This is a genomic window from Rhodothermales bacterium, from assembly GCA_034439735.1.
GTDB lineage: Bacteria > Bacteroidota > Rhodothermia > Rhodothermales > JAHQVL01 > JAWKNW01.
This window is the reverse complement of record JAWXAX010000140.1, coordinates 1-13,056: the sequence shown is the minus strand read 5'-3', so window position 1 is coordinate 13,056 and position 13,056 is coordinate 1. Positions and strand designations below refer to the sequence as shown.

Sequence of the window (13,056 nt, the reverse complement as noted above, 5' to 3'; positions counted from 1 at the left end):
GTCGATACCCCGGTTTGCCCCTCCTCCCGCCCACCGACCCTGTCCACCGAGTCCACCCCGTCCACCAGCGGGCCGGTTTAAAACCCGCCCCACTTTCCCGGGGGGCAGTGGCCATAAAATCGGGTTTGATTTTAGCCTGGCGGTAGGGTTGGTTTGGTTTAGCCTGGCGGTAGGTTTTGAGACGCCCCACCGGGGCGTCTCTACGGGGGTGTTTGCCCGCCGTTCGGGCCCTCTACCCGGCCTGCTCCAGCGTTTCGATCAGGAAGAGGATTTCGGCGGCCATCGTGATGTCCAAATCCGGCGCCGCGGCGAGAGTGCGGTCGCGGCTGCCGGCGACGATGGCCTGGAGGGCGCGGAAGTAAGCTTGGAACGAAGCATCGGCGTCTGGACTGGCGGCGAGTTGCTGGAGGAGGGTCGCCGCCTCGGCCAGGTCACCGGCTTGTAGGTACTGGGTCACGGCCAGGCTGATGCGGCCCGGGCCACCGTGGTTCTCGCCCCCGTCGCGGCGGTAGGCGAGGTAACTGGCGGTGGCCTTGCCCTTTGCCTCCGCGGCGGCGGCGGCGTTGCCGGCGTCGGTCTCGATGCCGGCGAGGATGTTCCATGTCGTCCACGGCTCGGACGCGTGGCCGAACTGCGCGTCGCATTCGATCTTCCGCCGGATTTCCTGCCGCGCTTCATCCAGGCGGCGGAGCTTGCGCAGGGTTTCGGCGAGGTTGCCCCTGGCTCTCCCTTCACCCGCCACGTCGCGGATTTCGACGCGCATGTCCGCAGCCTGTCGGTAAAAAGCTACAGCTTCCTCTGGACGGCCGAGTGCATCGTCATACAGCATCCCCAACTGCCCGAGCGTACTCGCCTGCCCGGCGACATTTCCGAGCCGCACCACGATCGCGAGCGATTTCCGATAGGCCTCCTCCGCCGCTTCCGGCTGGAGCGACTCCTGGTACACTATGCCGGTCTGATGCCAGCTCACGGCGACACTGCCCGGTTCGTCCAGCTTTGTGAACCGTTCACGCGCTTCGGCATGCGCTGCGAGCGCCTCCGGGTAGCGACGCTGAAGCTGGCGGACGGTACCAAGCTCACCTTTGCCCACGGCGACATCCCTGGCGCTATCACGTTGCTCGGCGCGATGGATGTGCTCTTCGTACGCCGCCGCCGCCTCGTCGAGCCGGCCCAGAGCGAGAAGACAGCGGCCTTGCCGAGAGAGGCAGACGGACGCCATTCGTTCCGCGTCTTTGTTGGCACTGGCCTTCGCGATCGACTCAAAGTGCAGCCGGGCTTCGCCAAACAACGGCAGGGCCTTTTCCGCTCCGCCGGCATCAAGCAACACCTGGCCCAGCAGATTAGTAGCCATCGCCAGGTCGTAATCGGCGTCGGGATACGCCCGTTCGCCCGCCGCCCGGGCGCACTGGATCAGCTGCTGCACGCCTTCAAGCGCCTCGTGTAGTTGCCCCCCGGCAAGCTGCTGCTCGATGCGGGTCCCCGTTGCCTCAAACCGCGCATGATTCCAGGCCTCACCCAGCGCCGCCGCCGCACGGTCGCGCACCAGCCCCACCCGCTCCACCAGCCGCGGCTTGCCGGCAAATTGCAGCAAACTGTAAAGCGAAGTGGCCAGACCGATCGTCGCCTCCGCCTCGCCCGCGCGCTCGACAAGGCCAAGCAGCACAAAGAGGTTCGGCAGCTCCAGCAGCGTCAGGGTCGCCGCGACTTCGGCGTTTTGGCTCTGCTGCTGCTGGAGGAACTCCGCATACCCACGCTTCGCCTCGACCCACCGGGCCGTCAGCGCCTCGCGCTCCTCGGCGTCCATCCGCCCGCGCAGGTAGGGGCAGAGCGCGGGATTCAGCGTGAGGTGGTTAAAGCGATTTGGCGTCGCCAGCCCCGTCGCGATCAACTCGCCCGCCAGCGCGGTCACGTCCGCCATTTCCCACGCCATCATCACGCGGAGCACGTCCAACTGGACCCCGCCGTGAAACACCCCGAGCACACGCGCCCGGTCCCGGTTCGCGGGGGACAGGCGGCGGAGGGACAACTCGACGCTGGCGAAGACCGACTGCTCCCGGTTGCCGGGGAACTGGTGCTCCATCTCCGCCATCAGTTCCACGAGCGCGGCGTGGGTGGCCTTTGCGCCCTGTTGCCGCAATGAGGGTGCCAGCAGCGTCAACGTCCGCGCGTGGCCGTGTACGGATTCAACGAGTTGTTCGATCTCCTCGCGGGCGGCATCACTGACTCCCCTACCGTCTCCACCCGCGGTATTCAGCGAGCGCTCGACCAGCTTCACGGCGTCATCACGGTGGAGCTGGTGCAGTTCGAGCCGCTGACGTTCCGCATCGAACGGCGCGGGGAGTGCCTCGCGGCTGGTGAACACGAGGCGCGTCTCACCCACCGCGTTCAGCCGGGCGCAGAGCCCGAGGATCGCGTCCAGTTCGAGTCGCGCCTCCTTGGAGAGCAACTCCGGGGTTTCGATGAAGGCCGGCAGAAGGATGCTCTCCATGTTGTCCACCACAATCAGCGTTGACTGCTCCCTCAGGACCTGTTCGATGGGGTGGAGGGCTTTTTCCAGGTCCTCGAACGTGGCGGCCGAATAACCCGGCACCAGCTGGCTGCCGATGGTATCGAGCACCGCAAGTCGATTGCTGTGGGTCTCCACGGAGACAAATACCGCGCGGCGCAGTTGATGCGAGCGCACCATCCAGCGGGCGAACTCGGCGGCGAGCGCCGTCTTGCCCTCGCCCCCCTGGCCGCGCACCACGGCGTAGCGGGCCCTTCCTTCCGGCCGTAGCAGCCGCTGGAGCGCGAGCAGTTCCCGGCTGCGACCGACGAAGCCGGTTTCGGGGAACGGGGGAAGATGGCCGAGGCGGTTGGTGAGGGCGGTCTGGAAGTCCGCGACGGTCTGCTTCGCCGGCGTGGTTTTAAAGAGCTGCGGGTCGTCCTTTTCCTGGAAAAGCACGGGCACGAACCAGTCCTCCAACCGCAGTTCCCCCGCGCCAAAGACACGGCCCCGAAAGGGATCGTCCTTGAGATCGCGCTGGCCGGCGAGCATGGCGTCGCCTACCCGTTGGCCCCCGGCGAGCGCCCTGTAAAACACGGCTACAAAGCGCCGGGCCGTCTCGACCAGCACGCTGTGGCTCATGGCCACCACCGAGGCCACACCCACCTTCAGCAGTTCCGAGGCGACGGATTCAGATGTCTGCTCGGCTTGCGCGCTCTGGCAGGCTTCGAGAAACACCAGCGGGATGCGGTGTTCGCGTAGGAGCGGACCGAGTTCGCTGGTGTAGACGGTGACGTGCCGGCGCATCGTCAGCTTGCCGGAGTCCTCGGGCCGTTCGAAGCACAGTCCGCCGAGGCCCACCTGTTTGTTATAGGTGCCATGGCCGTCGAAATGGACGACATGGTAGGGCTTCCTTTCGGCGCGGGCGCGGTCCAGCTCGTCGCGCAGGGCCGGTAGCGTCGGCGGGCTGAGGACGTGGATATGGACCAGGCCGGGCAAGGCTTCCATGGCTTCGACCAGCGGAAGGGCGCTCACGCGGTGGTCGATAAAGCCGCACGCTTCGTCCTCCGGCCGCGCCGTCACGAGCAGGATGCGGATGGGGGGGGCGACGACGGGCACGTCGAGCACCTTGACATTCGGCAGGCGCCGGCGAACGCGGGTCGGTTTCGCGCCCTGGAACAGGTAGGCCTCGCCATCGTGGAGCAGCTCCCACGGCGCCTTGAGCAGTTCCGTGGCGGCTTCTTTCGCGAGGCTCACGTCCGCTTCGGGTGCGCCGGCTTCAAGCCCGGCGTCCACATGGACCGAGAAGCGGCGGCCGGCGTGGCTGTTTATCCTCGCCCAGGCCTGCATGACGTTTGCCGTGTGAGCGGGCGGCATGGCCTGGGCGAGCAGGAGTTGTCCCCATGCGAGGAGGTTCGCCTCGACTTTCATGGCCCGGTCCATGAGGTAGTGGCTCGGCCAGACGGCGAATTGTTCGAGGTACCATGTGATCTCCCCCGCCTCGATCGGGCCGAGGGGGGCGATGAGCCGCCAGCTTTGCGCGCTGTGGACGTGCGGCTGGCCGGGTGTGGCCGGCTCATAAACGAGCCTCGCGCGGGCGGAGGCACGGCGGAGGCCGTCCTGCTCATGGAATTTCAGGTCGGTGAGTTCGAGGACGAGTTCCTCCAGCGGCTCGGCTTTTGGCTGGGGGATGGGCTCGGGGTCGGCCGGCGCTCGTTTACCCAGCGCGACGAGAAGAGCATCTATCGCAGCCTCGATACCACCGGCCGCGCTGCTCACGGAGATGTACAAGGGCTCCTCGCCGAAGAGCATCTCCAGCACACCGAGCCTGGTACCGTTCAGCGAGAGCGGGATGACGGGGAATTTGTCCTTACCGCGATCACCCTGGAGTTTGAGCGCATGCTTTACCTCTCGGCCTACCCAGATCGACTGCAGCGCATCCGGGCTGACCACTACTACAAAAGCTGATGCGTCTTCGATGGCCTTCTGAACTTCTGGCCAAAGCGGATCCCCGCCCCGCATCTCACGCGAGTCAATCCAGCCGGCCTGGCCCAGGTCGGCGAGCGCCGAGCGGAGGCTGCGAACGAAGGCGTCGTCGGCCGTGGTGTGGGAGATGAAGAGGTTGGTCATATCGAACGGGTGGGCGGCATGGGGTGGAGGGTACTTGAGCCTTGTGAGGTGGCCTTACGAAGGAGCGCGCGGCAGGATAGCCTTCTCCGCATCTTCGAGCTCTTCCTTTCTACGCCAGTATCCGATCTTTTTCATCAAGAGCCTCGCCTCTGCGAGGTCGTGGGCTGGAGATTCCCAAGGATATTTCTCCTCATTAAAGTAGAGACGAACTCTATATAAGTGAATGTCCACGGAATATATTGGCATTGGGCCGCGTTGAGCTATCTCATACGCCTCGTCAAGATCAGCGACTGCACTCAACCTGTCCTCATGGATATCTTTTGTGCAAAGGTACCAAGCACGCGTTAATAGTCCTCGCGGCAACTGATCATCTACTCCTGCTTGGCGCAGGCCGAATAGCGAGTGCTCCAAATGCACTTGACATATTTCAGACGTACTTTGGCCTAAAATAGCACTGTATAAGTTCGTTCTTGCAATCGTTAAATTATCCATCGCCTTAGTCAGAAGTGATAGCCCCTTTTGCTTTGCCCATTCGAATGTGCGATTTGCTCGTTGATTAATTAGGCCGCATTTTTTAACCAATCGCGAACATTCTTGCGTACTTAATTTCCCTCCTAGGGTTAAAAGCCACGCTGCCTTTTCTATTTCAAAGGCAAGAAGTTCACAATATCGAAATCCGCCAATCATCTGTAGCAAACCGTCGTCGGGACTATTTTCCTGATATATTTTCTCTGCTTGTTTGAAGTGATTCAAGGCTTCGGAAAAGTTACCTGCCTGTACGAGCACTTCAGCCGCAGTAGTTCTTATGGCACTCCGCCAAACAAATATATTACTTTTATCGGCCGAAGTTACTGCTTCTTCAGCTCGAACTTTAGCATCATTCAGTTGCCCTAGATACAGAAGGACTTCGCTCAGATTACTCCCTTGAATTGCAGCCTCCTCCCAATATTCGTGTTCAATACACATACTTACGCATGTCATGAAGGGGACAAGCGATTCGCTAATGCGGCCAAGAGATCGCAAATAGTAGGCAGCATCAGCAAAGACAATTGCAGATTCCTCTCCGGTGATTTCAGGCACAACTCTCGTCCAAGGCCTTGAAAAAAAATAGGATACCGCGTCCAAACTAGAGGCAATGGCGCCTATTTTGTTCATGTTATAGTATTTATTTCCTCTCAAGATTCTTCCACGATACACCGAATTGTGCACTTCTTTCCAGAGACCCGCTAAGCACCCATGCGCCACGGCCTGGTACAGGGGCTGGAGCTGCTCCAGGGTGGGGGTGTCGCCTTCGTGGGTGGTTTCCGTTAGGTATTCGTAGAGCCGCCGGTGGCCGGCGCGCCAGGCGTCGGGGTGTTGGTTTTTCAGCCGGGCGGCGAAATATTCGCGCAGGAGGGGGTGGGATTCAAGGGCAACGAGGCCGGCGGCGTTGCGGGTTGCAGTGAGGAGCCGGGCCGCTTCCAGTCCCGTCAGGCTGAATTCCCAGTCTTCCTCGTCCAGATCCACGAGCGGCTCGGTAAGGTCGGGGATCAATGTATTTCGCAGCGCGGCGATACAGCCGGCGTCGGCCGGCCGGTCGAAGAGGCCCATCAGGCGGAGGATCGCCAACTCGCGCTTGCCCTCCTCGCCACCCTCCGCCAGCCGGCGTTCGTAGGCCGCCATGGCGCGGAAGGCATGGCCGTCCTGGGTCCTTGCGTCAGCCTTCTGGAAGCCCACCCGGTCCCGCCGGCGCACGTCCCCGCCGTGGGCGCGGGCGAGGTAACTGCCAAGCAAGTTGATCGTCAGCGCGTGCCCCTTCACCTCCTCCACGAGGGCCTCCTTCTCCTTTCGGGCACCTGTCACCCCGAGGGCTTCGAGGAGGTGGACGCCGGCGTCCGTCGAGAGGCGGAGGAGGTCGTGCTGGACCACCGTTTTCCCCAGGTAGGCGCGCAGGTCTGTCACGGCGTATCGGGTAGTGACCAGGCACAGGCCCTGGCTGGACGCGGCGAGGCCTTTGAGGAGGGCGGTGAGGCCCTGGTCTTTCAGCTCGCCGGGGGTCGGGGAGGTCGGGGCGTACTGGAGCGGCTCCAGGCCGTCGAGGACCAGGAGCGCGCGGCGCCGGCCCACGAGTTCGGCGAGGCGTTTCCCTTTGTCGTAGGCGCTCCGGGGACTGTCGGCCATCGCCGGGTCGCCAAAGAAGGTGAGGGCTTCGCGGAGGAAGAGGTCGGACGAGGCCGCGTGTTGGTCACGGCTGCCCTGGCTGTAGAAGGACCACGCGAAGGCCCCCTCACAACCCGGCCAGTTGTGAGAGGCCATATCGGCCAGCCATTTTGCGACCAGCGAGGTTTTCCCTTCTCCACCGAGGGCAACGAAGGTCAACACGTGTGGGCGGCCCGGTTCGCTTTTCTGGGCTTTCTCCCAGGCCTTGTCCAGCAAGTCGAATTCGGACTCGCGGCCGACGAGTTCTGCCGGAGCGTAGCGCACGATCCGGTCGATATCCACCCGGAAGCCGGCGGCAACCACCGGTGGGATCTGGGCGACGAGCCGACAGAGGTCGTCCTTGTCGGCGAACTCATAGTAGATGTGGTTGGTGCTCCGAACGGCCTCGCGGTGGGCGAGTTGGAGGGCGGTCAGCTCCGTCGCCTCCGGTCGTTCGTGATCGGCCGGCGCGTCGCGAACGGTAGCATCCTTCGCGAGGAACACAAACACCGGGATGCCCATCTCCCGGGCCATGTAAAACTCCATCTGGGTGTACGAGCGGCGGGGGGCGCCATCGACGCGCACGTTCGGCTCCACGCCGTACCGAAACCCCACGAGGTGCACCACCGCCTCGGCGTCCTTCAGCTTGCCCCGCAGCATCTGTTCGACCTCGCGGTAGTCCGTAGCAAAGCCGGGTTGATTGATCGCGTGGCACTCCTTCGTCTCGATCACGTTCGCCACCGCATCGCGGAACGAGGCAAACTCGGCCGAGACGCCACTGAGGAAGATGACGGGATAAGTCTTCATGGGCTGGGGACCGCGTACGTAAGAGAGAGCGAAAGAATATAACACTCCGGGACATGCGCATGATCATGGTCGACCGGGGAAATGGAGTGATGATCAGTGGACACAACGTCACCGAGAGCACGGCGGGTGGGTACCATCTCCAACGCGCACCGGCTACACTTGGCAGTCATAGAATCCGGGCTTCGTAACTACGCTGCGCTTTCCTCGAAGCTCTCAACGCACGGCGAAGTTCACTTGATGGCCGCAGAAGGTGGGCGCGCCATGGGACCTCTACGGGCAGAAACCCATCCACATGCTGAAAGCCACGGCCGGCATCGAGGGCGAAGGGATTTCGCCCGTGGAGGCCCTCGCCATGGAGGTTGGCATACGGTCCGGCATGCGAACACACCAAAGGCCGGAGGCCTGGAAATTCCCCACAGGGGCGTAATTCAATCGCGCGCGCGTAGGAGCCTGTAAAAACTGTAAAAACTCCCTGATCTTCGCGCGCGCACGCGTGGGAGCCTGCAAAAACTGAAAAAACACCCTGTCGACCGGAGCCATCGACCTTTGAAGGCATTCGAACGCAGAGAGCCACTGCCATACTTTGGAGCAAAAACGAGAGCCTGCGGAACGTGTCGCCAGCCGGCCGGTGGTGTCCAGCGAGGTTCTCCCGGGAATCGATGTGGACGACGTGGAGACGACCTTCGGTGTGTTCGGCTACTTCCCGGCGTTCAAAATGGCCGTCGGGGGCGAAACGAGCGCGGAAGAGATTCGCGAGGGCGCCATCACGGACGCAGATACCGAGAGCGTAATTAACCTGGCCATCCAGGACATGCGCGCGCTCAAGGTGCAGCGCTCCTTCGATCTCGCTACGAACTTCGAAGAGGCCTTCGTGACGATCATGACGGCCACGGCCGAAGGTGGGGGCGAAGGCGAATAGCCTTCCTTTATCTGGAGTGAAGTGATTCGCCAGGATGGCCTAATCGTAGTGTCGGGGGACCTACCGCCAGGCCACCTTAGAACCGAAATACCGTGCAACTGGAAGACAATTACGCCTCGATGGCCACTTGTCGGTTCAAACGAGACGACCTATACTTATGAATGGAGACTTAAGAATGGCGATCACTCGGCGCGGCCGACCCCAAATTGGAATTTGGCATAGCCAATACTCGTCAGTCAGAAATCATCGCCCCCAATTCGAAACAGAGCTAGGTCGCCCCAAGATCTAGGCTCTTTAGTGGCAGAACATATAGTCAGACCTGCGTCTTAAAATGTCATTTGAAGGAAATTCAGAACACCTTGCGCTGCTTCAAGATGGAGTTGAGCGGTGGAACGCATGGAGAAAGGCCAATCCTAACATCCGGCCGAATCTTTCCGGAGCTATTTTGCATCGTATTGCTTTACCTGGTGTCAATTTCTCACAAAGTGATCTATCCAGGGCCGACTTCAGAGGTGCGTCTCTTGCCAATTCCAGTCTACACTTTTCTAATCTGCACGAAGCAAACTTTGATGAGGCAGATTTGTCACATTCTTATATGAGGGGGGCGGACCTGAGCAATGCAAGCCTGCGAATTACTGATCTTGGTGGAATCACCATGCCGAATGCAATATTAGTGTCATCCAATCTCGAAGCCGCAGCTCTTGGGGGGTCCAATCTAAAGAATGCCGATCTGTCTGGTGCAAATCTAAAAGATGCGCAGTTGAACGAAGTAAACCTATCAGGTTCTATTTTTCGCAATGCAAACCTTACCTCATGCCTATTTTCCGAGACTTTCATCACTGATGTTGACTTTTCAGATGCTCAAGGACTAAGCAGTTGCATCCATGAACGTTGTTCATTTATCGATCACTTAACGCTCACCAAATCTCCACAACTACCTATTGAGTTTTTGCAAGGTGTATGTCTTTCAGAAAAACTGATACAGGACTACTTATTTGGCACTTCAATAACCGTAGTATTTACACAAGAAGGCTGGAGTGATTTAGGCCTTGTTCGGCTTGCTTTAAAGAATATGATCGGTGAAGGATTCAAGGTCGAAAGTAGTGATGACCGAATTGTAGTAAGACTTAAGTCACAAGAACTATTAAACAGAGCTCTCGATGTAATTGGCGCTGTGTTTTGCTCGTTAGAGTCGCTCTCACCAGGGGGAGTGTCGCAGCTGGGCATTGAGTCGCGCGGAATCGATCCAGAGTATGTAACCGGTGAGGATCTCAGCTTCTATTGGACCAACTTAGGCGTGCGTTGGCGAAGCCCTCTAGCACACAACACTTTTAAGAGTGCTACAGTGAGTGGGTTACTTGAAAGCCTTGATTTCATACCATTAGGACCTCTTCTACGAAACTATCTTTTGTATTTCACAGAAAAGGTAAGGTCACCAGATGAGGAGGAAGAACGACTTCGTAGAATTCACGCGCGTCTTCTACCTGCCCTCGAAGCCCTTATTGGTGTAAGAACATTACCAAAAAGAACGCAAAACTTGCCTCCAACAACAATGGAAAAGTAAGGGTTGTACTGCGAGGACTATGGAAATTGAAGGATGTTGATCCCCGGAGCTACCGGCCGCTGGATAGCCGCGCCAGGGCGATTAGGATCGCGATAAACGGTCATCATTCCTACATGCCTCAGACCTACGAATCGATCATCAGGTGTTTTATCTCGTCTGCGAGCTATGCACTGCCTGTCAGGCTTTGGCGTATTGACACAATAACACACATTAAATTCTTCCACCCAAAAGCTGTCATGCCCACTCCTGGTAAGTGATCTCACGCCCAACCGGGTAATGCAAATGGATGTCTTAATCGACCTATCAACTCCGATTCTCACGGCCGTTCTGGTAGGCATAACTGGATACTATGCATGGGTCACACGAAAAATGATGAAGGTGAGCGAGGAATCGCTCGCGTTGCTCAGGGAACAGCACGGGGCAGCCGTACGCCCATACGTCTCAGTCCGGGTAGAACTTGGCTCGGAAGCAATCTACTACCTTGTGATCGAGAACGTTGGACGATCGACCGCCACGAATCTGAAGCTGTCGATCGATAGACAATTTGAAATCATAGCCGCCCCTCCAAACGACATATCCGACATGCACCTCTTCAGTGAAGGTGTGAGCTTCTTAGTTCCTGGGGATAGGATTACATACGGTTTAGTCGCTGGACACGGAATATTCGGCCCTTCTCGTGATGTCACAAGATGGCCTCTTCAGTTCGTGATCACAGCCGTCTATAGTCACGGGATGATGACTTACGAGGAAAAGACCGAGATCGACCTCAACCGGTACGAAGGAATTATCCAGTATTTCGGCCCAATCCCTAGCGCGATACATAAGCTGACCGCCGAACTGAAGGGCGTTCGCTCTCTGCTCAACAAGAAGCTATCATAAAGCCCCACCGCCAAACATGATTACGCCCGGGAGACCATCAAGGCCCTGGGCTTCGCCCCGCTTACAGATTCCCTCCCCTGCCGGCGCCGGCCTCATCGATGTGCGCGTCTGCGCAGCAGGTTCTCCATCTCCTCCATGTGCGCAACCTTGCGCAAATGGGCATCATGCTCCCGGCGGTATTTCTTCGACTTGAAAGCGCTAGGGGGCCAGTCGATTCAAGTTTCGAGCAGTTGCCTAGCGGTGTTCGGCCCAACCCTCGGCGCCGTTGTAATCCTGTACGCACCCTCCGCTTCCAGCCGCTGCCCGGTCGTCATCGAGGGCAAATTATTCTGCTCTACTGGCTCAGCCTGAGTCCTTGCGCGCTGTGATGTGTAACACGGACAAACATGTCGAGCGAACACGGTGTAAACGAGTTAATGTGGTCCTATTGGCCAGACTTCTTATCCAAGGCTTTCGGATCTCCGAATTCGCAGTACACAACCCGCGTATCCAAATCTTTATCGAACTCTGCCAAAAATAAACTTCTAAGAAGACCGTTCTTACGCACCTTAGCGTCACAGTGATTGGTTATCCGATTAAATTTAGGGCAAACTACATGATTCACATTGCCCTTCATGTCTGTCACGACAGTGACGTTTCCGTCAAGAACATAACAGTAAACAGTATCAGCGGCCATAGGACAAGCTCTATTCCAGTCAGGCTTGAGGAAAAGACAACACACTACAGATCAGGTCGCCCAGTTGTGATAATGTACATAGATTCTCAAATGATACAATAGCGCCCCCCCACGACGACAGCTCACTCGTAGGATCGTCCTGGATGCGCCTATTGCGCTCCTATTGCAGCCAGGCGGCGCCGGACTGCCTCTCGATGTACAGAGCCCGAAGGAGGTTCACCGCTGCCTTGTAGTCCCTCAGCCGGAGGCGCAACTCATCGCCCTCCCATACGAGGGTAAGCTCATCCTCGCATTCCTGCGCGGCTTGAGCAGCCCGCGGCGGGCACAGAGGCGGTAGATGTCGGCGGCTTCGGTTCGGCGCATGCCGGAAGGTAGCATGCCGGGGAGGTGTTTCAAATTTGCACCTTCACCGCATGAACTTCTTCCCGATGTCATCTAGCGTCTTTTTCACAAGTTGCTCGGCCCTTTCCTCTGCAACCTCCTGGATGCGCTTTTTAACCTCCTTCTTATCCATGGCTTTATCGAATCCATCCCGAACGGCCTCCAGCAGTGCGAATCGCATGGCAAAGACCGCATCCAATATCTCGGCATTGGTTTGCTCCTTAAGAAGTTCAGCCCTCTTGTCCCCCGCATCGCGATAAGTCTGGATCAGTGAATCGTACATTTCTGTCTCTTTCCCAAGGCTATGCAGGATCCGCTCATCGCTCGCTAGACTTACGTCAATGAGCAGGGAGAGCGCTCCACCCATCAGAATGATCGTGAAAATGGCTTCAATCGCCATTAACCACTTTGGCTCCTCAAAACCCAGGAGTAGTCCAAGTTGCCCCCAGACAACGGTTACAATCACCAATCCTGTGCTGGCGACAATCGCCCACACCATCCGTCGAATCGCTCGCATCTGTGACCTACTTTGTTGATGGATCAAAAAATCCAAAAACAGAAAGAACCGAGAATGAATGGCTAGATGCAATAGCTGGCTAAAAGACAACCATGCTCCACTTTCAGTAGTAGTACCACAGCTTTCCGCAGTCATCCCCTTACTGACCAGAAAACGTAGAAGCCCGGTGGCCCTCGGGCTTCGGTGTCCATGCTCGCGACGCCGGCGCGGTGTCGCGACTTACCTGGCCAGGAGATCCGATTCTTGTCGACTTCACAACGTTTCCGCCAGACTGTTTCCTCGCAGCGAGCCTAATAAGCCCCTATCACCTCACTATAGTCGCGCCGAGAATCGTAATGAAACACCTCTTCCTAGCATTGATCGCAGGCCTGTTGCTCTCCGCATGCGATGCACTCACGGGTGATCAAGGTGAGATCGGACCGAGCTATATCCAAATCTTGTGGATGGATAGATCAGGCGGCGATCCTGTCCGGGTGAATCCCGTCGATGTAAACAATGCCGGCCAGCACGTTCGCCACGT

Annotated in this window: 8 protein-coding genes; 5 read left to right on the top strand and 3 right to left on the bottom strand. The window is 58.6% G+C overall.

The features are described from left to right. Positions 1–232: 232 nt before the first annotated feature. Together SH809_11035 and SH809_11030 are read right to left on the bottom strand one after the other, a co-directional pair. Positions 233–4,615 (bottom strand): tetratricopeptide repeat protein, encoded by a 4,383-nt coding sequence (locus SH809_11035; protein ID MDZ4700231.1) that lies wholly within the window; start codon positions 4,613–4,615, stop codon positions 233–235. Positions 4,616–4,669: 54 nt separating this feature from the next. Continuing rightward, positions 4,670–7,600 (bottom strand): DUF4062 domain-containing protein, encoded by a 2,931-nt coding sequence (locus SH809_11030; protein ID MDZ4700230.1) that lies wholly within the window; start codon positions 7,598–7,600, stop codon positions 4,670–4,672. Positions 7,601–7,892: 292 nt separating this feature from the next. On the opposite strand from SH809_11030, the gene SH809_11025 reads away from it, so the two are divergent. The 4 genes from SH809_11025 to SH809_11010 all read left to right on the top strand — a co-directional run bounded on the left by SH809_11025 (position 7,893) and on the right by SH809_11010 (position 10,962). Then, positions 7,893–8,027: a hypothetical protein gene (locus SH809_11025; protein ID MDZ4700229.1), complete on the top strand. Its 135-nt coding sequence runs from the start codon at positions 7,893–7,895 to the stop codon at positions 8,025–8,027. Positions 8,028–8,183: 156 nt separating this feature from the next. Beyond that, complete coding sequence (locus SH809_11020) at positions 8,184–8,519, top strand: hypothetical protein (GenBank protein ID MDZ4700228.1); 336 nt, start codon at positions 8,184–8,186, stop codon at positions 8,517–8,519. A 331-nt stretch (positions 8,520–8,850) separates the two neighbouring features. Continuing rightward, positions 8,851–10,083, top strand: coding sequence for a pentapeptide repeat-containing protein (locus SH809_11015; protein MDZ4700227.1), 1,233 nt, complete (start codon positions 8,851–8,853; stop codon positions 10,081–10,083). Between the two features lie 282 nt (positions 10,084–10,365). Continuing rightward, a complete protein-coding gene (locus SH809_11010) occupies positions 10,366–10,962 on the top strand; it encodes a hypothetical protein (protein MDZ4700226.1) in 597 nt (198 codons plus the stop codon). Between the two features lie 1,082 nt (positions 10,963–12,044). Here SH809_11010 and SH809_11005 read toward each other — a convergent pair. Continuing rightward, positions 12,045–12,536 (bottom strand): hypothetical protein, encoded by a 492-nt coding sequence (locus SH809_11005; protein MDZ4700225.1) that lies wholly within the window; start codon positions 12,534–12,536, stop codon positions 12,045–12,047. 335 nt (positions 12,537–12,871) lie between these two features. Between SH809_11005 and SH809_11000 the strand changes: the two genes are divergently transcribed. After that, on the top strand, positions 12,872–13,056 hold a 185-nt coding region (locus SH809_11000; protein ID MDZ4700224.1), incomplete at its 3' end, for a hypothetical protein.